21 protein-coding genes are annotated in these 24,065 nt (G+C 31.3%); 10 read left to right on the forward strand and 11 right to left on the reverse strand.

Features of this window, described 5'->3' with window-relative positions:
* Positions 1 to 27: 27 nt before the first annotated feature.
* Together JOP69_RS10460 and JOP69_RS10465 are read left to right on the forward strand one after the other, a co-directional pair.
* Complete coding sequence (locus JOP69_RS10460; RefSeq protein ID WP_203392541.1) at positions 28 to 2,001, forward strand: T9SS type A sorting domain-containing protein; 1,974 nt, start codon at positions 28 to 30, stop codon at positions 1,999 to 2,001.
* A 2-nt stretch (positions 2,002 to 2,003) separates the two neighbouring features.
* Positions 2,004 to 3,473, forward strand: a complete 1,470-nt coding sequence (locus JOP69_RS10465) for a hypothetical protein (protein WP_252191106.1) — start codon at positions 2,004 to 2,006, stop codon at positions 3,471 to 3,473.
* A 634-nt stretch (positions 3,474 to 4,107) separates the two neighbouring features.
* Here JOP69_RS10465 and JOP69_RS10470 read toward each other — a convergent pair.
* The 6 genes from JOP69_RS10470 to JOP69_RS10495 form a co-directional block, all read right to left on the reverse strand.
* Positions 4,108 to 6,171, reverse strand: coding sequence for a hypothetical protein (locus JOP69_RS10470; RefSeq protein ID WP_203392542.1), 2,064 nt, complete (start codon positions 6,169 to 6,171; stop codon positions 4,108 to 4,110).
* Positions 6,172 to 6,308: 137 nt separating this feature from the next.
* Complete coding sequence (locus JOP69_RS10475; RefSeq protein ID WP_203392543.1) at positions 6,309 to 6,734, reverse strand: thioesterase family protein; 426 nt, start codon at positions 6,732 to 6,734, stop codon at positions 6,309 to 6,311.
* A complete protein-coding gene (gene ribA, locus JOP69_RS10480) occupies positions 6,724 to 7,350 on the reverse strand; it encodes a GTP cyclohydrolase II (protein ID WP_203392544.1) in 627 nt (208 codons plus the stop codon). Before ribA ends, JOP69_RS10475 begins: the two co-directional genes overlap by 11 nt.
* 134 nt (positions 7,351 to 7,484) lie before the next feature.
* Positions 7,485 to 7,874: a NifB/NifX family molybdenum-iron cluster-binding protein gene (locus JOP69_RS10485; RefSeq protein ID WP_203392545.1), complete on the reverse strand. Its 390-nt coding sequence runs from the start codon at positions 7,872 to 7,874 to the stop codon at positions 7,485 to 7,487.
* Positions 7,875 to 7,876: 2 nt separating this feature from the next.
* Complete coding sequence (locus JOP69_RS10490) at positions 7,877 to 8,050, reverse strand: DUF5320 family protein (protein ID WP_203392546.1); 174 nt, start codon at positions 8,048 to 8,050, stop codon at positions 7,877 to 7,879.
* Between the two features lie 3 nt (positions 8,051 to 8,053).
* Positions 8,054 to 8,461, reverse strand: a complete 408-nt coding sequence (locus JOP69_RS10495; protein WP_203392547.1) for a DUF134 domain-containing protein — start codon at positions 8,459 to 8,461, stop codon at positions 8,054 to 8,056.
* 155 nt (positions 8,462 to 8,616) lie between these two features.
* Between JOP69_RS10495 and JOP69_RS10500 the strand changes: the two genes are divergently transcribed.
* Together JOP69_RS10500 and JOP69_RS10505 are read left to right on the forward strand one after the other, a co-directional pair.
* Complete coding sequence (locus JOP69_RS10500) at positions 8,617 to 9,576, forward strand: L-threonylcarbamoyladenylate synthase (protein ID WP_203392548.1); 960 nt, start codon at positions 8,617 to 8,619, stop codon at positions 9,574 to 9,576.
* A gap of 17 nt (positions 9,577 to 9,593) precedes the next feature.
* Positions 9,594 to 11,267 carry an RluA family pseudouridine synthase gene (locus JOP69_RS10505; protein WP_203392549.1) on the forward strand — a complete coding sequence of 558 codons (1,674 nt, stop codon included), beginning with the start codon at positions 9,594 to 9,596 and terminating at the stop codon, positions 11,265 to 11,267.
* Here JOP69_RS10505 and JOP69_RS10510 read toward each other — a convergent pair.
* Together JOP69_RS10510 and aat are read right to left on the reverse strand one after the other, a co-directional pair.
* Complete coding sequence (locus tag JOP69_RS10510; protein ID WP_203392550.1) at positions 11,264 to 11,809, reverse strand: hypothetical protein; 546 nt, start codon at positions 11,807 to 11,809, stop codon at positions 11,264 to 11,266. The genes JOP69_RS10505 and JOP69_RS10510 overlap by 4 nt on opposite strands.
* A gap of 72 nt (positions 11,810 to 11,881) precedes the next feature.
* Complete coding sequence (gene aat, locus JOP69_RS10515; RefSeq protein WP_203392551.1) at positions 11,882 to 12,508, reverse strand: leucyl/phenylalanyl-tRNA--protein transferase; 627 nt, start codon at positions 12,506 to 12,508, stop codon at positions 11,882 to 11,884.
* A gap of 124 nt (positions 12,509 to 12,632) precedes the next feature.
* Here aat and JOP69_RS10520 point away from each other — a divergent pair, with 124 nt between their 5' ends.
* Positions 12,633 to 13,256 (forward strand): YqaA family protein, encoded by a 624-nt coding sequence (locus JOP69_RS10520; protein ID WP_203392552.1) that lies wholly within the window; start codon positions 12,633 to 12,635, stop codon positions 13,254 to 13,256.
* 29 nt (positions 13,257 to 13,285) lie between these two features.
* Entirely contained in the window at positions 13,286 to 13,528 is a 243-nt protein-coding gene (locus tag JOP69_RS10525; protein WP_203392553.1) for a DUF1456 family protein, read from the forward strand.
* Between the two features lie 209 nt (positions 13,529 to 13,737).
* Here JOP69_RS10525 and JOP69_RS10530 read toward each other — a convergent pair whose 3' ends face one another.
* Entirely contained in the window at positions 13,738 to 14,109 is a 372-nt protein-coding gene (locus JOP69_RS10530; RefSeq protein WP_203392554.1) for a DUF3127 domain-containing protein, read from the reverse strand.
* Between the two features lie 525 nt (positions 14,110 to 14,634).
* On the opposite strand from JOP69_RS10530, the gene JOP69_RS10535 reads away from it, so the two are divergent.
* The gene (locus JOP69_RS10535; protein WP_203392555.1) at positions 14,635 to 15,786 is read left to right on the forward strand and encodes a HAMP domain-containing sensor histidine kinase; all 1,152 of its coding nucleotides are present in this window, start codon (positions 14,635 to 14,637) and stop codon (positions 15,784 to 15,786) included.
* Between the two features lie 270 nt (positions 15,787 to 16,056).
* Entirely contained in the window at positions 16,057 to 20,835 is a 4,779-nt protein-coding gene (locus JOP69_RS10540; protein ID WP_203392556.1) for a T9SS type A sorting domain-containing protein, read from the forward strand.
* 237 nt (positions 20,836 to 21,072) lie between these two features.
* On the opposite strand, the gene JOP69_RS10545 is transcribed toward JOP69_RS10540, so the two are convergent.
* Positions 21,073 to 21,462 carry an HIT family protein gene (locus tag JOP69_RS10545; RefSeq protein WP_203392557.1) on the reverse strand — a complete coding sequence of 130 codons (390 nt, stop codon included), beginning with the start codon at positions 21,460 to 21,462 and terminating at the stop codon, positions 21,073 to 21,075.
* Between the two features lie 252 nt (positions 21,463 to 21,714).
* A complete protein-coding gene (gene greA, locus JOP69_RS10550) occupies positions 21,715 to 22,188 on the reverse strand; it encodes a transcription elongation factor GreA (protein WP_203392558.1) in 474 nt (157 codons plus the stop codon).
* A 194-nt stretch (positions 22,189 to 22,382) separates the two neighbouring features.
* Here greA and JOP69_RS10555 point away from each other — a divergent pair, with 194 nt between their 5' ends.
* Together JOP69_RS10555 and JOP69_RS10560 are read left to right on the forward strand one after the other, a co-directional pair.
* On the forward strand, positions 22,383 to 22,808 hold the full coding sequence (locus JOP69_RS10555) for a phosphoribosylaminoimidazole carboxylase (RefSeq protein WP_203392559.1): 426 nt from the start codon (positions 22,383 to 22,385) through the stop codon (positions 22,806 to 22,808).
* Between the two features lie 53 nt (positions 22,809 to 22,861).
* On the forward strand, positions 22,862 to 24,025 hold the full coding sequence (locus JOP69_RS10560) for a 5-(carboxyamino)imidazole ribonucleotide synthase (protein ID WP_203392560.1): 1,164 nt from the start codon (positions 22,862 to 22,864) through the stop codon (positions 24,023 to 24,025).
* The last annotated feature ends 40 nt before the right edge of the window (positions 24,026 to 24,065 follow it).

Consider the following 24,065-nt stretch of genomic DNA (forward strand, 5'->3'; position numbering starts at 1 on the left):
TAGTACTAACCCCCAACCCCCTAATCCATGAGAAGTAAACACTTTCTTTTTTACTGCCTGCTTCTATTTAACTTTTTATGCAGTTATGCACAAATAGTAAATAAAGGCATATTGCAGATTACAGCATCCACAGATGTGTATTTTGAAAACGAATACACGAATAAAAATACTGGAACCCACAAAAGCAACGGAAACCTTTATTTAAACAATAATTTTATAAATAACGGAACCACGTCATCCGCATCAGGAACCACCTATTTTAAAAGCATCACAAACCCATTAGTAACTATTTCAGGTACTTCAAAAGCTATTAATTTTAATAATCTAGAAATAGATATAACAGCGACAAACACAAAAGGAGTATCTGTAGCAAATGGTTTTGCACTAAATGTAGAGAACTCCTTAAATTTAAAGAGTGGAGATGTTCGGTTAACTGGTGAAGCCCAACTTATTCAAACACATTTAGGTGCAGACGCAAATACAATAGGCTTTGGTAAGGTTTTAATAGACCAACAAGGATACGCCTCGGCTTATAAGTTTAATTACTGGTCGTCACCAATAAATAATAGTGGTGTATTTTCTTTAGTAAGTGGTAAGTTTGATGGTACAGATGCTAGTATTAATCCATTTAATCCACAAGAAATGCTATTTAGCGCTGGTTCTCCATACAATGGATTACCATCGGCAGTAGACGGTAATAATAACGTAATCAGCGCTTTAACCATAAACACCCGATGGATTTATAAATATTTACAAAGCGGTGGCTGGGTTTCTTTAAATAATAATAGTAGTTTAAATCCTGGTGAAGGCTATATCATGAAAGGAACAAATACGCTTTTGGCAGATCAAAATTACACCTATTATGGCGCACCAAACAATGGCGACTATTCAGCACCAATAAATTCTGGAGAAGAATCTTTGTTAGGCAACCCATATCCTTCTGCTTTAGATGCAGATCAATTTATTAATGATAACATATTGCTTTTTGATACGCTTTATTTTTGGGTAGATGGAGGTTCAACCTCACATAATAAAACAACTTATTTAGGTGGTTATGCTATGCGTAATTTATCTGGAGGCACCCCTCCATCGATTGCATTATCGTCCCCAGGAGGTTTAGGTAATTCCTCTAGTGTAGCGCCACCTACACAATATGTGTCTGTAGCTCAAGGTTTTTTTGTTACTGGCCTATCAAACGGGTCTATTCTTTTTAAAAATTCGCAAAGAGCATTTAAAAAAGAATCTTCAGAAGATGCCCATTTTTATAGAGCTGATGACACAGAAGTAAATACAAAAGAAAATAAAGCGATTGGTGCTGATAATCAATACATCAGATTAGGCTATCAAGATCCCGAAGGATTTCATAGACAATTACTTTTGGCTTTTTTACCAGATACTAGTGCAGATATTCACTATAATTTTGGCTATGATGCCATAATAATTGACAACAGAGCAGACGATCTATTTTTTGTAATTGACAACGACTTAAATAATACGTTCGCTATTCAAGGTGTTCATAATTTTAATAAAGCATTAGAGTTTCCTTTAGGATTATTTATTTCGGAAACTGGTTCTCATGAAATTATGATTGATGAAGTAGATAATTTTGAAAACACCATTTATTTAAAAGACAATGTTTTAAACACTACACATAATTTAAGCGACTCCAACTTTCAAGTGAATTTACCAATAGGAGAGTATTTAGATAGGTACTCTTTAGTTTTTTTACCCCAAGAATCTTTATCGGTTTCCGATGATAAACTCTTAAGTATAGGTGTTTTTTATGATGGCAATAAACACATTGTACTGAATAATACCGCTAGAGTTAAAATAGAAAGCATAAAAATATTCAACGTTCTAGGGCAAGAAGTTTTAAGCAGAAATAAAAATCTAAACAATAAAGATAAGCTGCAAATACCGTTTAACCAAAGCAAAGGAATTTATATAGCAAATATAAAAACGAGTAACGGCAAATTAACTAAAAAAATATTAAATTATTAATTATGAAAAATTTAAACTTAAAAATAGCCATATTAACAATAATAACGGTTATTAGCTTTAACTATAATGCCTTCTCTCAAGTTGGTATAGGTACAGTAACACCAGACGCTTCCTCTATGTTAGATATTAGTTCTACAGAAAAGGGTATGTTAGCACCAAGAATGACAACAACAGAAAGAGTAGCAATAGCAAGTCCAGCAAATGGCTTGTTAGTCTATGATATTTCTGAAAATGCATTTTATTTTTATCAATCAAGTACTTGGGTAAAAATGGAGTCGCAGTCGGCTTCTAGAGTAAATCATAAAATAATCAAATCTGCAGCAGACTTAAGCGAAGAACTTGCAGCTGGCGGTGGCAGTAAGTATTTATTAACAACCAATACATTATATGAAATAAACGGAACAGTTGCTTTAGCACATCCCATCGATCTAAATAAAGCCTATTTAATTGGTTTAGATACTAATGAAGATATATTAGTAAAATCTGGAGGAACTATGTTTGTAAGTTCTAAGGGAGGAACTATAAAAAACCTAACGCTAACGGCTCCTCTAGGAACTATTTTTAACATGACAGGAAGTAGTACTGAAAGTTTTGTTTTTAGAGATTGTATCGTTGTCAATTCTGCTTCTATAGGTACTATTAGTGGCTATGGACTCGTATTTTTGAGTATCGTTCAGTTTTCTGGAAATACCACAGGAATAACATATAGTAATATTTCAGATTTGTTATTAAGTAATATTGGTTGGTTCTCTAATAATTTAGGAACCTATGAAACATTAACGGGATCTTTTGACATTGTTGAAAAACAAGGTGGATTTTCAGAATTAAATGGAACTGCCATTGGTTTAGATGTGAGTTCTAATCCCACAGTTGGAAAAGGTGTATTAACAGGTGCCAGTTTTAGTGGTACAAGTACACAATATGTAAAAAAATATACCGCTGGGTCTTATTCGGGATATAATTTTAATAATGCATGGACCGTAGATTGCCCTGGGTTACCTGTAGAATCAGACCAAGTGGCATCTGGTAATATTTATTATAATGGAGATATTACTACTGGATTTGTGCAAAGTGTATCAAATGGTACTGCGTTTAACCTAATAGGAAATAGTAGTCCAAATAAAACAACTGCGGTAAATTTATTCAGAATGTCTTCTCCTCAAGATAATAGGTTAACCTATTTAGGGCAAAAAACAAGAACGTTTCAAATAAATGCAACACTATCGGTTAGAGGTAATAACTATAGTCAAGGTGATTTTTACGCGTTTTTTATTAAAAAAAATGGCTCAACAACTTTAACAGAAACTAATACTTTAATGCGTGTTAATAATACATCAGATATTTCTAGTAACGCTATTTCAGGTACTGTAGAACTAATTCCTGGTGATTATATAGAAATTTGGGGACAACGACTTGTTGGGAGTAATACTTATACAATAACAGTGTTTTCTTTAAATATGAATATCAAATAAAGTAATAGTTCCTTAGTGTAAAGTATCTTCTATTATTAAAAATTAAATAGAAGATGCTTTTTTAGTTTTAGGTAAGTGTAAACTTGACTTCTAAATTTACAAGACAATCATTTATGTTTATATTATTACCTCAAAAATATTACTAATTTAGACCTGCTTCGGCTTGGGTGGTACATATAATTTATTTGAGTGTTTTAAGCTTATAAGAAATTAACGGTATACCGTCAGTCAACTCTTTTTGTACTCAAATTGTACAATATATTGTTATCTAGTAGTTCTAAAAACTTTAAAACGTAAGAAACGAAACAACAAGTGCTTATAAATAGTTTTAGCAATTCTATTGGCATTAGCTTACAAGAATACAAGGGTATAGCAAAAAGTACTAATAATATAAGTCTATACTAGAATAGTAATAAAAGTTTTTTAATCGCAGTTAGGTCCCCCAACCTATTTCACCGAAAAGCCCGATTCAATTGAATCGGGCTTTTTATTTTTACTGACATTTGAAATCACGTAATTAAAAGAGGTAATCTAAAAAAAGGTCAACCTATACACATATATTATAGTCTTATAGACGGATAATCTTAAGGATATGGAAATCATTAAAGATTCAACCTAAACCAGAATAATGCTCTTAATTCAACAATTCTGGATTGTTAAGAATCAATTCTATCTTTTTTATTATTACCGTAATTTCATTCATTTGTGCTTCTATATTTCTAAAATAAAGGCTAATATCTCTATTTACCCAACTTTCTGAAATAACTCTTGCCCCTAAACTAATTCTTAAAACGGCACTTTGTAAATCATTTTCATATTTTACATTTACTGCCTGACCAATATGACATTTTTGAGCTGCAAGTCTAATAATTTCTAAAGGAGCTCCTTCAAATTTATTAGATAAATCAGAATTTAGCAACACATACAATTTTTTTACTTTATCTACAGATAATGCTTCTTTATTTTTAAGGATGAAAAAAGGAAAAATGGTACGAATATTTCTAATACCGAATTCTTCATTATCTACATTTGGTTTATCACCATAAACGGGTTCTAAAAAACTAGCTTCCTTTATAGAATCATCTACAAAATTACAGAACATCTCAATTCCCATATTTCTATATAAAATAGGTGTTTTATAGTATCGATCCATTTCTACAATAGCAGCATTCCAACGCATATAAGAACCATAATTAAATCCGTCAGATAAATCTTTAGAACAAAACCAAGATGTTGGCCAATCTGAATGATTATAGTATTTGGTTAACCCTTTTGGCAACTTCTTTTTAGCTACATTAATCTCTTTAGTAACAGTTTCTGGAAAAATTAAAGCCCCAGAATACGGAGGTCCTGTAAAATACTTACTTCCGGTAATACTAACAATATAGTCCTTTTTTAAATAATTTTGTATATCTGTTGGATCTAATCTTAACTGAGCAGCATCTATAATTACTAGTAATGACAAATTTTTAAGCCCATCTATTTCTTGCATCATTTTTACACTAGGAGATTGATACCCTAGTTTAGAATGATCCATTACATGTAACACAATTTGTCTTCCTAATTTATGCGTTTCAGTGATGGCAGCAAAAACTTCTGCATCTAATTTTTCTGTTGATTTTAAAGCTCCTTTTTCATCTCTAAAAGGAATTTTAATCAAATCTATATCTCTAAAACCTTCCATTTTATCACCCTTTTTAACTGGGTAATTTAAAGCGGTATTATTTTCGAAATGACATCCTTTAAGCGCTGCAGGTACTCCACTACCCGTTTCATCAGAAGCAACTAAAATATGTGTAATTTCTTTATCAGTAACAATTTGAGTTATGGCTGCTATTTGTAGTGAAGAATCGGTTCCTGAAGGTGAAAAAATTATTTCGCAAGCATCATTTAAAGTAAAAATTTTTCTCAAATTACTTTTTAATAACTCCGAAAATTCAATGGCAGTATTTTTAAAACCATTTTTTAAGCTATTCTTAATTAAAATACTTCTGGCTTTATCTGTTTTATCAAAAGCAAAATTAGAGACACTTGTTGCAGTAGAAGAAGCAAACGTAAAAGCTTCTGGTCTTGGAAATGGCCTACAACCATATTTATTTAGTAAATCTATTTCGTCTATATTTAATCTAAAATCGCCACCATCCATTAATAAATACTCGGTAGGTTTAGCAAGATTATCAACAATAGGCTTCCAAGCTTTCTCAAAGATTTTATCTCCTGTATTTAATCCATGAAATGATTCTAATTCTTCATGATTTAAGAGAGATTCCGCATTTAAAGCATCCGCATTTTTAATCAAATTAATTAAAGAATAATCAACATCTACTAACTTTTCTTTATCTTCTTTAGGCAATAAATTGTAAAATATTCTAGTTACTTCTAAAGCTGCAATATTACATAAAGCAGTTTCTTTTTTTTCGCCCTCTAAAGCTTTGTACCAAAGTTGCCATTCAATTCCGTATCTTAAATAAACTAATGCTAAAACAGGATTTTTTAAATATAAAGCACCAATAATTATCGATTTATTTGGTTCAATTTTAAAAACATCCGGTACACTTGTAGAAGTAATAATATTAATGTTATTAATTTTTGGTACCGTATTAAATCGCTTTAAAACATGGACTAAGTAATTCACATTTTCTTTTTCAAATAAAGATGTTCTTTTATATTGATTTTCTATAGCTATATTATTTGTCATAAACGCTTTCTTTTAATCGTTCTTTAGAACGTATTCTCTAAGGAGAGTATTATACTGATTTTCTGACCAGTAAATATTTTGTATTTTTTTCAGTTGCAAAACTCTGAAAAAAAAGGGTTAATTTTTTAAATAATTTGTTAATTTAATCTATTTATCGTTTCAAAATTGGTTGTGAGTATCTTTTCGACAAAACTAGGAATTTTTTGAGGTAAACGCGACTGAATATCCACAAAAACAACATCTGATTTCGCCTTGCATAAAAGTACATTTTGTTCATTCTTTACTTCAAAATAAAAACTAAAGCGAACTTTTGGCATTTCTCTAATAGTTGTTTTTATAGTGATAAGCTCATCAAAGTGAGCTGGTTTTCTATACTTTATATCAAAAGAAATTACTGGAAGCATTATTTGGTTCTCCTCTAATTTAACCTCATCTAAACCCAATTTCCGCAATAATTCATTACGAGCTTGATGGCAAAAAGTTACGTAATTTGCATGATATACATACCCCATTTTATCAACTTCTCCGTAACGAGGCCTCAATTGAAATACATCAGTTATCATAGCATTTATTTTTTGATTTATCATTATTCAATTGATGTCCCATTTGACTCTCTTTAGTGTCTAAATAAAATTTATTGAATGGGTTTGAAGGTATTATTAATGAAACACGCTCTACAACCTGAATACCGTTTTGTTCTAACCCAATAATTTTATCAGGATTATTAGTTAACAAGTTTACTTTTTGTATACCAAGAGCACAAAGAATATCTGTACCAACTTTATAATCTCTTTCGTCTGCAGCAAAGCCTAATTCTAGGTTTGCCTCTACCGTATCCATCCCTAATTCTTGTAGCTTATACGCTTTCATCTTATTCATTAGACCAATTCCTCTGCCCTCTTGTTGTAAATACACAATAATTCCGCTTCCATTCTTTTCAATCATTTTCATTGCTTCTATAAGCTGATCTCCACAATCGCATCTTAAAGACCCAAATAAATCTCCGGTAGCACAAGCAGAATGGAACCGTGTTAGCACAGGTTCATTTGGCGTAAATTTTCCTTTTATAAGCGCCATATGCTCAAGACCACTTTCCTTTTCTTGAAATGGAATCAACTCAAAATGCCCATATTTGGTAGGTAACTGAACTCTTTCTCCTTGTATAATAGTTGCAGACATAACTTTTTACTTTAAAATTTATCTAATTTTAAGAATTACTCTGGCAATCGCTTTTAAATTTTATCAAATATAAATTTGCCACGAATTTATGAATTCGTGGCAAATATTTTTAAAATCGATTTCCATAATCATTATTAATGATTACATGAATGTGCATGACCTTTTTTGTGTTTGTGACTATGACTTGCACAACCAACGCCATTATCCGTAATTTTGCCATCAACAAATTCTAAAATAACGTCTGCAGATTTACCAGAACAACCGCGTATTACACCAATACCTGCAACCACCAATTTACTCATTGCGCTATCGCCTATATTACCTGCTAACATAAATGTTACACCTTCTTTTACCAAAACACTAACAATATTAGATTTGCATCCACATTTTCCATCAGATTCTAGTAATTGCAAGTCTATAATTTCATTGGCATCAGAAAACGTATAGATTTCATAGAACTTACATCGTCCAAAATGATCTTCTACTCTATTGTCTTTTGTAATGGGTATTGCTATTTTTTTCATAACTAATCATTCATTTTTATTATTGTTCTCGTATTATCTTTTTTACGTCTGCCTTTTCCAAAGGGTCTATTTATCGGAAATGCATCCGTATCTGATTTTGTTTTTCTACATTTTCCTAGTTTCATTCCTGTTTTCGGACCTAAATCCTCAGGGCCCTTTCTATCAAAATTTGGCATAATTTATTCATTTAGATTCACTAATTCGTCTTTATCATTGGTAGCACAATCTCCACATGCTGTGGGATTTTTAACACTATCAATTAACTTAAAGCATGTTTTGCATTTGTACCAATCTTTATCAAATTCGAAGTTTCCTCCTTTAATAATAATCGATTTACCTTCTACAAATCCTTGTGCAATTTTTTTTAAAGCACTGTTATAAATCCGAGTAAGTGTAGGCCTAGAAACTCCCATCTTTTCTGCTGCATCTCCTTGAGAAAGGTTATCATACACCACCAATTTAACAGCTTCATACTCTTCATACTGCATATCTACATGTTCCGTATCACAAAACCGAATTCCAAAAGGCTTAAAACCAAGCATTTTTGGCGGATGATCTACTTTTCTTTTCTTTTTAGGTCTCGGCATCTATCAAATTTTACACAAAGGTAATGAACCTGCGTTCATAACAAAATAAAAATAGCACTTTTTATAAAAAAAAATCATAACTTTATTTCTTATCAAATGAAGTAAACCTATTTGTGCTATTTTATAATTAAATTTGCGGTCTATAAGAACTATCAATGAGCATCATTTCTAAAGACATACAAAAAGCCATACATTTATTAACCAATGAAGAATTGGTTGCTATACCCACAGAAACAGTTTATGGTTTAGCTGGTAATATTTTTAGCGAAAAAGCGATAAAAAGTATTTTTTCTACTAAAAAACGTCCATTTTTTAATCCATTAATTGTACATATTCCTTCTATTGATTCTTTAGACGGAATTGTAACTCACATTCCTGAAAAGGCAAAATTATTAGCAGCTTCTTTTTGGCCAGGATCTATGACCTTGGTTTTAAAAAAGAACAAAAATATTCCTGATATTATTACTGCTGGTAAAGATACCGTTGCCGTTCGTGTACCGAATCATCCAGTAACTTTAGAATTATTAAGACAATTACCATTTCCATTAGCCGCACCAAGTGCAAATCCTTTTGGAAGTATAAGCCCCACAAAACCAGCACATGTAGAACGTTATTTTAAAGATGATATAAAAATGGTGTTAGATGGCGGATCTTGTACAAACGGAATTGAATCTACCATTATTGGCTTTATAGATGATGAACCCATTATTTACCGATTAGGCGCATTGGCCATAGAAGATATTGAAGCTGTGGTAGGCAAAGTTCCTATTAAAAACAACAAAGAACAAAGTCCGGATGCTCCAGGCATGTTGGCAAGACATTATGCGCCTGCTACTCGTACTTTTTTGGTTGATGATATTGCGACCGAGGTTAAAAAACATGTAGGTAAAAAAATTGGTGTACTACCTTTTAAAAACTCTTTGGATGATGCGTCTCTGACAGAAATTATTCTATCAGAAAAAGGGTCTATGCATGAAGCTGCTTCTAAATTATACGATTCTCTACATGAGTTAGATCATCTAGCATTAGATGTAATTATTGCAGAAAGATTCCCTGAGTTTGGTTTAGGAAAATCGATTAACGACCGTTTGCAACGTGCCACTTTTAGCCTTTAACTTCATAATTTTTAAATTTGAATTATTTCCAAAAATTTCAAGCAGATATTTCTGACATTGAACTTCCTAAAAAATTTACTTTTCCGTTTTATTACCAACCTCATCAACTTGCAAAAATTGCAGTAAATGAGTTGCAAGAGTATTTAGAAAATCAAACGGATTTTACACATAATTTCGGACTTTTTGAAACAGAAAATAATGAGCTGCCCATTGGAAAAATGTTTGGGGTTTTAATCGTTAAAAATAAACAAAATGAAATTGGTTATTTAGCTGCTTTTTCAGGGAAATTAGCTGATAAAAGTTTACCAGAAAAATTTGTTCCGCCTGTTTTTAATATGAGAACAGAAGGTAGTTTTTATATTAAAGGAGAAAAAGAGATAGACCAAATAAACGCTCAATTATCTCTTTTAAAAAAGGATAAAAATTATTTAAAACTGAAGAAATCTTTTTTAAAAACATCCAAAGAAATTGAAACGGATTTAGTACTGGAAAGAAAAAAATTAAAACTTCAAAAAAAAGATAGAAAGGCTAGAAAAACAACCGGACAATCAAACTTAAATGAAGTTGATTTTAATGCTCTTAATAAAAAGTTAGTTCAAGAAAGTTTTAACGACCAGTTTTATTACAAAGAATTGGTAGCATACTACGAAGATAAAATCACTAAAAAAAGAACAGAATTAGCTCTTTTTGAGGATAAAATTGCATCTCTAAAAAAAGACAGAAAGGAAAAATCTAATTATCTGCAACAAACTCTTTTTAGTAAATATGCATTTTTGAACAAAGAAAAAGAGGAACGTAATTTATTAGATATTTTTAACAATCCTGCTATAAAACCTCCTGCTGGTTCAGGTGAATGTTCTGCTCCTAAATTATTACAACACGCTTTTCTAAATGAGTATACACCTATTTCTATGGCAGAATTTTGGTGGGGAATTTCGCCAAACTCGGCAATTAGAAAACATAAAAACTTTTATCCTGCCTGCCAAGGCAGATGCAAACCTATTTTAACACACATGTTAGAAGGTATTGCTATGGATGAAAATTTATTGTTAGAAAATTTAGCTGAAAAACAAGAATTAGAAATCATTTATGAGGATGATGTTTTATTAGTTGTAAATAAACCAACAGAGTTTTTATCTGTACCCGGAAAAGATATTTCCGACTCTGTGTATACTCGAATTAAGGAGAAATATCCAGACGCTACAGGACCTTTAATTGTACACCGATTAGACATGTCTACTTCTGGAATTTTATTATTGACCAAAACAAAAGAAGCTAATAAAGTACTACAAAGTCAGTTTATAAATAGAACTGTAAAGAAGCGTTACGTTGCTTTATTAGACGGAAACTTAACCGAAGAAAAAGGAAAAATAAAACTCCCTTTACGTGTAGATTTAGACGACAGACCCAAACAATTGGTAGATTTTGTTCATGGAAAAAATGCTGAAACCGATTGGAAAATCATCAAAAGAGAAAACGGAAAGACAAGAGTTCATTTTTATCCTATTACAGGACGAACACATCAATTGAGAGTTCATGCAGCTCATAAAAAAGGACTAAACACCCCTATTGTTGGTGACGACTTGTATGGTACCAAAGAAAACAGGTTGCATTTACATGCAGAATTTATTGAATTCTCTCATCCGACAACCCATAAAAAAATGAGCTTTACTGTAGCTCCAAATTTTTAGAAAAACGAGAAACCTATCCCTAAAGAAACACTATCTAACCTATCATTTTCGAAACCAATTATTCCTTTTCTATGGAAATCTAATCGAACAATTGTGTTCCATCTTTCCTCTCCTGCAATTTGAGTACCTAAACCTATTCTGTAATAATTTCCATCTGGATAATTAGTAGAAGGTCGCCACATTTTTCCGTAACTCACTTCCGTAAAAAAAGCATCATCTTCATCTTCTGTAATATTATATTTTAGACTTACATAAGCAGGAAAAGCACTAACGGCATAATTCCAATGATAATCGAAACCGCCGTTTAAACTAACGGCTACTCTTTTTTTAAATTCGTAACCGAACCCCATTCTAAAAAAAATTGCTGAAGGAATAAAAAACGTTTCGCCATCATCTGGGTCTAACGTATAATTTTCATTAACTGCAAAAGTTAAGTTTGCAGAACCTGTAAAAAAGGGTCTTCCAAGTTTTTCCTGTTTTTCTTGGGAAAACAACGTATGAATCGAACAAAAAAGCACGATTGAAAATAGTAATTTTTTCATAGTATCATTTTGGTTATCAAAACGTAAGCAATAATTATTCCACTACCACATTTTACAAAAAATATTAATGACTTAAGACTTTAATATTTTTAAAAAGACATCTCTTTCAATTTCTTTTGCGCCTAAACTCGCTAAATGATCATTATACATTTGGCAATCTATTAATGTGTATTCTTTCTTTTTTACTAAATGAATAAATGCTCGTTTAGAAGCATTAGAAACTTTACTAAACATACTTTCTCCACAAAAAATAGTATTCACTTCTAAACCATACAAACCACCAACTAATTGATTGTCTTTCCATACTTCTATTGATTTTGCGATGCCTTTTTTATGTAAATTAATGTAGGCCTGCTCCATATCATCTGTAATCCAAGTACCAAAACCATCACTCCTTTCAATATTTTTACAGTTGTAAATTACTTCTTCAAATGCTTTATTTTCTGTGATGGTAAACTCATTTTTATTGATGACTTTTCGCATCGATTTAGAGACTTTTATTTCACCTGGAAGTAACACCATCCTTTTAAACGGACAATACCAAACAATAGGTTCTCCTTCTGAAAACCAAGGAAAAATACCGTTTTTATAGGCACAAATTAACCGTTCATCAGACAAATCTCCACCTAAAGCAATAATTCCGTCATCTGTAGTAAACTCATAAGGAGGGAATTCAATTTTGTCTGTAAGCCAAATCATAGTAATTTATTTGCTGCTAATTTACGGAATTCATAAAAAAGTAGGAATCTAAATTATTGTTCATTTTATAAAAATTAAGTCCTTATTTTTGTAAACTATTTAAAGAAAAAGAGAAATCTAAGAAATGGCAAAAAAAACAAAGAAAAAAACGAGTACGCATAGAGCTAAGTTGATGCACTTCTATTTTCATAGAACAGGGTTTTATTTGTTTATATGGGAAAGTTTAAAGAAAGCTTTTTGGCCAATTGTTATTGTTGTTGCAAGCTTACTTCTGTTTAATAAATATGTCTATAATATTAATGATGGACTACATCATTTTACAGAGAACGTTTCTAGACTTACCGTTTTATCCTTTTTCTTTGTTTCTGAAACTATACTAGGTTTAGTTCCGCCAGAAATGTTTATCGCTTGGTCTAAAAAAACACCTGAACCGATTTTAAATCTGGCAATTTTAGCTACTTTATCTTATTGTGGTGGTTTAATTTCTTTTTTTATCGGAAAAACTGCTTTAAAAATAGCATCAGTTAAAGAATATTTAGAGGTAAAAATGGCTAAAAACTTAAAAAACACTCGAAAATGGGGTGGAATTTTAATTCTTGTTGGGGCTTTATTACCTTTACCTTTTTCTATTGCTTGTTTAGCCGCAGGAATGATTAAGTATCCATTTAAAAATGTAGCCCTTTTTGGGTTATTTCGTTTTCTTAGATTTGCAATATATGCTTGGGCAATTTTTCAGGTCGTACATTAAATTTAGATTAAAAAAATTATATTAATATTATGGGATTATCAAATAATGACATTTTAAAAAAACTACGTGTAGCACATAAATTACGCGATACAGATATTGTGGAGATTTGTGCTTTGGTAGACTTTAAAGTAAGTAAGGCAGAATTAGGCGCTTTATTTAGAAGTGAAGAACATCCAAAATATATGGAATGCCAAGATCAAATTTTACGTAATTTCTTAAACGGACTGGTTATTCATTTACGAGGACCGATGCCTAAGAAAAAAGAAAAATAATTTTTCTTTTTTAGACGTTTAGATTGCTTCGCTTTTAGATGTAAAAAACAAGACTATAAAAACAAAAAGGTAGAAAACAATAAATTCTTATACCAGTTTTTGCTCTAAGAATACATACAAACCTTTATAAAATACAAAAGAGAGATTTCAATAATGAAATCTCTCTTTTTATTTGTCTTGATTCTTAATTCTAAAAATCTTAATTCTTTTTAAAACGGTAAATCGTCTGGCTCTTCATCAGAAACTTTAGATGCTGGCTCAAATTGATCTACTGGAGGTAAACTACCACTAGCTGCTGCACCTTGAGATAAACTTTCTATTCTCCATCCTTGAATAGAGTTAAAATATTTAGCTTCTCCTTGTGGGTTAATCCACTCTCTACCTCTTAAGTTGATTGCTACTTTTACATCTTGCCCAACTTTGTAATTGTTTAATAAATCACATTTATCTTGCACAAACTCTATCATTATCATTTGCGGATATTGATCATCTGTTGTAACTACTAATTCTCTTTTTTGAAACCCATTAGCTCCAAATGTTTGAACGTCTCCAATTAATTTTACTTTACCAATAACTTCCATAATTTCTAATTTAATAAAAGTACTTTCCAAGCACTCTCTACATCATTCTTTTTAAATACTCTTGTGCAAATGTATGTTTTTTTACGTGTTTTAATCCAATAAACTCAAGATGTTCTTTTTTAAAGTTATTAACATCCACTACAAATAGTAAATACTATATAATAACTAACACGTCAAAATTATTTATTATTAATAGGATTACATCACTAGTGTCAATAAAAAGACTTAAGAACGCTGCACTAAAAGACACCAGAAACAAAACTATTTCAATCAACTGTTTTTAAGTGTTTTATATATTTAAAAACCGTTTTAATAAAATATTTTTATTCATAATCCTATTTTCTAATTCAAATCTCCACGCAATAACTTCTGTCTAAACAAATTGAATTTTATAAAGTTTACTGAAGCATTAGATATTTTTAGTAGCCCCTAATACTATTACATAGTATTCAAATATTTTTGGTTTGTAAAGATACTATCTCATCTTTAAATGAGTTATACACATGAAACCTTATATTTGTTTTGATGAAAATTTTTTCTAACACCCTTTTATTTAAACGAATTACAATTCTTATTTCGTTTATTATTGTTTCTTTAATTTTATGGAACACCTATACTTTCTTTCAGAAATTTAAACATGAAGAACGTATTAAAATGGAAATCTTAGCAACTGCACAAAAAGAAATTGCGAGCGATACCAACTTAGATGCCAACGTAGATTTACCTTTAAAAATAATTGAGAATAACAATAACATTCCCATGATTCTGGTAAACGACAAAGGAGAAATAGAATATTTTCAGAATCTTGATTCTGTAAAAGCCTTAAATCCTAAATACTTAGAAAAACAACTGACAGAAATGAAGGCAGAAAACCAGCCTATAGAAGTTAGTTACAAAGGAAAAAACAAACAGTTTATTTATTATCGAAATTCAGATTTACTAAACAGATTAACCTATTATCCTATTGCGTTAATTTTAATTTTATTTCTATTTTTGAGTGTTATTTATATGTTTTATAGCTCTAATAAAGTTGCAGAAACCAATAAACTTTGGACAGGTATGGCAAAGGAAACGGCACATCAAATTGGCACACCATTATCTTCTCTTCTAGGTTGGATTGCCATTTTAAAGATGGAAAAAGTTGATGATAAATATGTAGAAGAAATACAAAAAGATGTTAGTAGATTAAATACCATTGCAAATCGTTTTTCTAAAATTGGTTCTACTCCAGAGTTAGAAAAAGAAAACGTAGTTGCCATTACTAAACAAGCTTTCGATTATTTAGAGTCTAGAAGTTCTAAGCAAATTTCTTTCTTTTTTACAACTTCAGACACCGAAATTTATACCCTTTTAAATACTGAGTTATTTGGTTGGGTTATAGAAAACCTTATCAAAAACGCTATTGATGCCATGTTAGGCAAAGGAGAATTGAAACTTAATATAGAAAACTCACCCAAAAAAGTAAAAATTACGGTTTCAGACACCGGAAAAGGAATGTCTAAAAAACTATTTAAACAGATTTTTAAACCTGGTTTTACTACTAAAAAACGTGGTTGGGGCTTAGGTTTATCACTTTCTAAACGTATTGTTTCTGATTATCATAAAGGAAAAATATTTGTTCAAAAATCTGAAATTGGAAAAGGAACTACTTTTGAAATTTTATTAAATAAAATTTAGTTTTTTTTAAACTAAAAAGAAACTACATACCATCCTTCCTCATAAAATAACGAAAATAATAGCATTAAAACACCAATCACAGCTACTATTAGTGCTTTTTTAATCCGTAAAAATACCGTTTAAAGAAAGTAACTTGCAGTTCACCTTGCTTAACGAGAGTAATCAAATAATAATTTTCTATTTTTCTAAAGTACTTTTTATCTTTGTATAGTAATACACTGTAATACAACACCTTAAAAGTGTTTCGTAAAATTTAAAAAGACCTATCTAATGAAAAATAATTTACATAAAATATTCATCTTTATAATTTTATTAACCATAACACAAGTTGGTTATAGTCAATTAAGTGACTTACATATCCTTCCGCCATTAAAACAAGATACTAATAATCAAGCCATTCAGGAACAAACCATCTATTTATCTACTCCAGAAACTTCAAGTTTCAATGTAAAAGTGTATAAAGGTACTAGCACTGCAGCATTTACTACATTATCCCTATCAAAAGCAACTCCAAAAACCTACAACCCAGGTAATGGAGATAACAATATAACTTTAGTAACCAATGCTAATACAGGTATTATATTATCTAACAGTGGTTTGCGTTTTGAATCTGAAAACGGAGAAAAATTTTATGTAAATTATAGAGGTAGATCTGGTTCACAAGCAGCTTCAATTACCTCTAAAGGTAGAGCTGCTTTAGGTCAGAAATTTAAATGGGGAGGCGCTCCTATTGAAGCAAATCATAAAACAATGAGTGCTACATTAGGTATTATGGCTACAGAAGACAATACCAAAATTAAAATAAGTGGTTATAATACAGCATGTAAATTTAGAGCTACAAATACGGTAGACGGAATTACTGATAATACTATTAATATTACACTAAACAAAGGACAATCTTATGTACTTGAAGCTGCAAAAGATGCTACTACAGCAAATATAGACGGATGGATTGGTGCCTCTATTGATGCTGACAAAGATATTGCCATTAGTAACGGAATGTTAAATTTTGGTGTAAACCCAAGTAGTGCAAGCAGAGATGCAGGTGCAGACCAACCTGTACCAGAAGACAAATTAGGAAAAGACTATGTTTTTGTGCGTGGTAACGGTGGTACAACTAATGAGTTTGTAATTATCATAGGAACCCAAGCAAACACAGAAATTTATGTAAATAATGAAACGACTCCTTTTGCTACGATAGGTATTGGAGAATATGCTGAAATACCATCTTCTAAATACTCTGGTACCACAAGCGGTAAAAATATGTTTGTTTCTTCAACCAAAGACGTATACGCTTACCAAGTGCTTTCAGGTAGTTCATCTATTATTACGGTAAGTTTAAATTTTGTTGCTCCCGTAAACTGTCTATTGCCTGACGCAATGGATTATATTTCTAATATAGAAGATATTTCTGGAATTACGGCTTCAGGTGGTTTATACATTATAGCATCAACAACAACTGCTAACTCTAATATTGTTGTTACTGATGACAGTGGTGTAACCAGCTTACCTGCAGAAGAAGCTGTTTCAGGCACATCAGACTGGAAAACTTTTTATATTACAGGACTTACAGGAGATGTATCTGTAAACTCAACAGGTCCTATAGCTGTAGGTTTTTTAGGGTTTAACGGCGCTAGAGGTATTGCTGGTTATTTTTCGGGGTTTGATACTGTACCTGTTACAGAATTAGCTATAACAGGTGGAGGTTGTTTACCAGGTGGTGCCATTGAAGTAGTAACTAAAAATTTTGAATCTTACCAATGGTATGACAATGGTGTTTTAGTACCTGGTGAAAACGGACCTATATACACCCCAACAACATCTGGAGATTATTACGTACGTGTTTCTAAAGGAGGTTGTACATATGATTCTCAACCAATTTCTGCTTACTATTGTCCTCCAGATATTATTGTAAATAAAACTGCTAACAAAACCGAAGTTATGGAAGGTGACAACATTACTTTTAAAATTACCGTAGAAAGTAAATGGGTTAATGAAGTTACAAATATTAACATTTCAGATGTTATGCCTAATGGATTAACAGTTGTTAGTGCAAGTCCTAGTATTGGTTCTTGGGCAACCCCTATTTGGACAGTAGGAGATCTTACAAGTGGCCAAGTTGAAACAATTACTATTGTAGCAAAAGCAGACCCAATGACGGGAACTAACTCAATTGCCGCTACAACAAATACAGCCACAAATACGCAAGATCAAACAGACAATAATATCACCAGTGATTCTCCTTCTGTTTCTTTTAACATCTTAAGAGATTATGATGGAGATGGTATCGCAGATAAATATGATATTGATGATGATAACGATGGCGTTTTAGATACAACTGAAGGAAATAATGACACTGATAATGATGGTATACCAAATCAATTAGATTTAGATTCTGATGGTGATGGTTGCCCAGATACTATAGAAGCAAGTGTACCTGCAGTATTAGAAGGTGCCAAAGTAACCAATGTTAGCGGTATCAGTAAAGTAGATAATGCTATTATTAACATTACTAATAACCCTGTTGGAGATAATGGATTAGCAGCTAGCTTAGAAGCTAATGATAATATTACAACCTCTATAAACTATACATCAACCTACAATACGTATGCGTTAGATAAAAACACAAATATCTGTGGGGTTGCTATGATTACACAAGTATATCAAACAGCCACAGAACGTTGGATAGAAATTACCAATAGTCATGCTGCAAACATCGTTGCACCAAATGCAGCTATTATTGCGCTCTTTAAAAACACTTCTGGAGATCAAACAGGCAACACTCCTACTGCTTTTACCTCTAACACCAGTGTTATTAACCCAGGTGAATCTATACTAATATCTGCAGGAACTGTTTCTAATAAGCTTTCTACAACATCAGAAATTGTAAATACAAATGTTACCAATTTTGATGCTGCAAATGATATTATAGCTTTAACAAGAATATCTAATACAAATGCTTGGGCATCAAGAATTGATGTGATATCAGCTATAGAAAACAATACAAGTTATGTTCGTATTGATGAAGTTTCTGTACCAAATAAAACTGCAGACACCACAGAATGGGTTGCTTTTATTAACGATGACATTATTACTTATTCAGATGAAGCAAATGATAATGCTATAGAACGTCATACACACGATCCTTTATTATCTGAAATAGCTACTGCTAATGATGAAGCCAATATAAAACCAGGTTTACATAGATTTAAATTCACAGACAGAACTACCGTATTAGGCAGTAGTGTTTGGACAAACGGATACCCAGATAGATCTAGAAATGTAAAGATTTCTGAAGATTATAATCATACAGGGAAGTTCAGTGCTAGAAAATTAGAAGTTAAAGAGAGTAGTATTTTTACAATTACAGACAACCTATTAGTTGTTACCAATGAAATAATTATTAAAGATACAAACGATGAAATACGTTTAATTAGTACAGACAATACTAATAAGGCACAGTTAATTCAAACGCATAAAACAGCTTCTAAAGTTACTGGTAATGGTAAATTATTAGTAGACCAAAACTCTACAGTACCAAGTAAATACAGATACAATTACTTAAGTTCTCCGGTAAATACTATTGGAAGCACAACCTTTACTGTTAAAGACGTATTAAAAGACGGAACAATACCAACCTCTGCAACTTCTGCAATTACAGACATTAACTTTGTGGGTGGTTATGATGGTAATACTACAGCACCTATTTCTATAGCCGATTATTGGATATACACGTATGCAACAGGATCTAACGGAAGATCTGGTTGGACTCATAAATACAAAGGTGGTACCATTTCACAAACCGATGGATTTACCTTTAAAGGACCTGGTGCTGTGCAAAATTATACTTTTGTTGGGACTCCTAAAGACGGAACATTAACCACAACCATTAGTGCAGGAGATTCTTATTTACTAGGAAACCCGTATGCATCTGCTATAAGTGCTAAAAAGTTTATCGAAGATAATTTAAATACCACTAACGGAAGTTTATATTTCTGGGAACATGCAGGAGAAAAAGCGTCTAGCAATGGATCTGAAGGACATAATTACGGAGGATACATTGGTGGATATGGAGTTAGAAACCTATCTGTTGGAGTTGCTGCAACTGGCGTAACTATTAATAACAATTCTAGTAACGGTACACCAACTTTAGGTACTGGTTCTTATACAGAACCAAAGGCCTTTATAGCCATCGGACAAGGGTTTTTTATAGAAGGAGACGATGTACTTTCTGGACCTATTGTTTTTAACAACAGCCAAAGAGAATACATACAAGAAGGAGACAATTCTCATTTCTTTAAAAGTGAAAACAAAAAATCAAAAGCTAAAACAAGCTTTACAAATACATTGCCAATTATTAAATTAGGAATGAGTTATACTGATGACAATAACGTCAGTTTACATAGACAATTAGCTATTTCATTTAAAAACAATAACTCTTTTGACTTTGATAAAGGATACGATACTGAAATTTATGATGTAGGAACTACAGATATCTATTGGAAATTTCCTAATACTGATGAAAAATATGTAATTACCGGTGTACAAAGTATCTCTAACGAATTAGAAATTCCTTTAGAGTTGGTAATATCTAATGACGGACAAGTAACAATAAGTATAGATGAATGGAATGCGATTGACAGAAACGTTTATATTACTGATAAATTAACAAATACATCTTATTTACTTAATAATGATAGTATTATTTTAACCCTTACAAAAGGAACCTACACAGACCGCTTTGTCCTTGCTTTTTCTGAAGTTTCTAAAAAAGTAGTTTTAGGGATAGAAGATACTATTTTAGAAAACAACGTTTCTATTTATTTAGATAATAACGCTAAAGAAATAGTAATAAACAACAACAGTAATTTAGAATTAAAAAAGGTAACTTTATTTAATCTATTAGGTCAAAAAGTAGCTGAATGGAATGATATTGAAACTACTACAACAGAAAATAGATTAAAAGTAAATAACCTTACTAAAGCTATTTATATTGTAAATATTGCTACAGAAAACGGAAGAATTACTAAAAAAATACTAGTAGAATAATTTTACTTTAAGAAAATAAAAATCGACAAATACTTTTTAGTTGAATATTTAAAACCACGTTTTCACAACAGAAAACGTGTTTTTTAAATATTAAGAAATTGTTTAGAAAGTATAGAAATTAAAAAATCATAAGAATCTGAAATAAATTCAGATTGACAAAAAAACTCTTTAGAACACTTCCTTAATTTTTTGCGTACAGCATAACCAAATAAACATCAAACTGACTAAAAAAAAAAGTTATAAAAATTCTGATGAAATACTTGCCGCCAAAGCAACAAACTCTTCATTTGTTAATTTTACTTTTTGATTAAATTGCATGTCTGCCATTGCATTTGTTGGCACTAAATGTACGTGTACATGAGGTACTTCTAAACCAATAACACTCATACAAACTCTTTTACAAGAAACTGCTTTTTCTAAAGCTTCTGCAACTCGGTAAGAAAAATCCATAAGGCTTAAATATTCTTCTTTAGACAAATCAAACAACTTGTTTTCTTCTTTTTTAGGAACTACCAACGTATGCCCTTTTGCATTTGGGTTAATATCTAAAAAAGCAATATAATTATCGTCTTCTGCTACTTTGTAACAAGGAATTTCTCCTTCTATGATTTTTGTAAAAATGCTCATTTTTTTATGGAATTGATTTATAAATTAGACCTCGACTGCGCTCAATCTGACAAACAGTAGTAAAGGTAAAAAAAGAATTCGGGTTTTAGCATTGCCAAAACCCGAATATAATGTGAACTCGTAAAAAATTATGCTTGTCTTTATAAAAGTACTAAAACCTGCAAACAAGTCTAGCCCTGATTGTAGCGACATCCTTTTTGCGTTTTTTAGCAAAAAGATATAGCGAAAAGCAGGAAATAGCTTCTAAAAAAATTATCTAGAAATATTTACAATTTCGAATTTCATGATGCCGTTTGGCACTTGAATTTCTGCAACATCGCCTACTTCTTTACCTAATAAACCTTTACCAATTGGTGAGTTTACAGACAACTTACCGTTTCTAACATCTGTTTCTGAATCTGCAACCAACGTGTAAGAAAACTCCATTTTATTAGCTACGTTTTTTATTTTTACGATAGAATGAATCAATACTTTAGAAGTATCTAATTGAGACTCATCTATAATTCTTGCACTAGAAATAACATTTTTTAACTTGGCAATTTTAAATTCTAAGTGAGATTGCTCTTCTTTTGCTGCATGATATTCTGCATTTTCACTTAAATCTCCTTTATCTCGTGCGTCTGCAATTTCTGTAGTTACTCTTGGTCTTTCTACTTGTTCTAGTTGCAACAATTCATCTTTCAATTTCTTTAATCCTTCTGCTGAATAATATGATATTTCGCTCATTTTTTTTATTTTAATTTGGAACTCAAATTTAATAAACTACCTAAATTTATTAAAAAAAAGTTGCTTTTACACTAAAAAAACCCAACACGGGTTTATATTAAAAAATCTCATTGCCCTAACAGGAATGAGATTGAATAACAAATATACAAAATATTTGTAACTTGCTAGCGTTTTAAATAAAATGAAACTTTTGTATGATTAAAAAAACAATGTTTTTCTGCTGCTTTTTAGCGTTTATAAATTGCACTGATAATAACAATTTAGACGGATGTATACAAGCTTTGCCACTAAATCGTGTTACATATTTAACAAATCCAGAAGCATTAAATGCAAATGTTCCAGGAGGCTATGTAGAATTGAGTGGAGGCTCTAAAGGAATACTTTTGATGAATGTAAATGGAACTGAATTTGTAGCGTATGACAGATTGTGTCCTGTTGGAGACTGCGATACACCTATGACTTTTAACGGAACTTTTATTTTAAAATGCGAATGTGACGGTAGTGAATATGGCGTTGGTAAAGGGATTGGAGGCAATCCACAAACGGAAGGTTTTATTTGTCCAGCAATAGAATACAAGGTTACCAAAAGTGGGACTACCATTCGAATCAGTAATTATTAATAGGGTACTTTAGATAAGTTGCTTATTTTTGCCTAAACACAACAATTCTTAACGTGAAAAACTATTATTCTTCAGATTTTAAATTAGGCGTTCTTGGTGGCGGACAATTAGGTAGAATGCTTTTAGCAGAAACTCAAAAATTAGACATTCATACTTCTATTTTAGAAAGCAATAAAAACGCACCTTGTGCCCAAATTTGCAACACTTTTGTAGTTGGAGATTTATTAGATTTTGATGCCGTTTACAACTTTGGTAAAACCGTAGATGTTTTAACTATAGAAATAGAAAACGTAAACCTAGATGCTTTAGATCAATTAGAGGATGAAGGTTTAACTATTTTTCCAAAGCCAAAAGATTTACGCATTATACAAAGTAAAGCAAGACAGAAAAATTTTTATATAGATCACCAAATTCCTACTGCAGCTTTTTCTCATTATGCCTATTTAGAAGAATTAAAACACGCTGTAGAAAACAATATCATCGACTATCCTTTTGTTTGGAAAGCAGCTCGTTTTGGATATGATGGTACTGGTGTTAAAATTGTTAGAAATATAGCTGATTTAGAAAGTTTGCCAAATGTAGAGTGTATTACAGAAAAACTGATTCCTTTTAAAAATGAATTGGCAGTGATTGTAGCCAGAAATATTACTGGAGAAGTAAAAACATACCCAGTTGTAGAAATGGAATTTCATCCAGAAGCAAACCAGGTTGAGTATGTTATTTGTCCGGCAAGAATAGACGATAGTATTGCAGAAAAAGCAAGAGCTTTGGCTTTAAAGGTAGTAAGCGATTTAGATTTTGTTGGTTTATTGGCTGTAGAAATGTTTCAAACAGTAGATGATAAAATTTTGGTAAACGAAGTTGCCCCAAGACCACATAATTCTGGGCATTATTCTATTGAAGCGAGTTATACCAATCAGTTTGAGCAACATTTGCGTTCTATTCTAAACCTTCCGTTAGGAAATACAGATAGTAAAGTTGCCGGAATTATGGTAAATTTAGTAGGTGAAGAGGGTTTTTCTGGTGATGTAATTTATGAAAACATCGAAGAAATTCTAAAAATTGACGGAGTTACTCCTCATATTTATGGGAAGAAAGAAACGCGTCCTTTTAGAAAAATGGGACATGTTACTATTGTAAATAAAGACATTGAAGTTGCTAGAAAAGTAGCACAAGAAGTTAAGGAGACAATTAGAGTAATTAGTAAAAATAATTAACAGTAAACAATTATCAGTTATCAATGATAACTGATAATTG

It is taken from the genome of Polaribacter sp. Q13 (assembly GCF_016858305.2).
Lineage (GTDB): Bacteria > Bacteroidota > Bacteroidia > Flavobacteriales > Flavobacteriaceae > Polaribacter.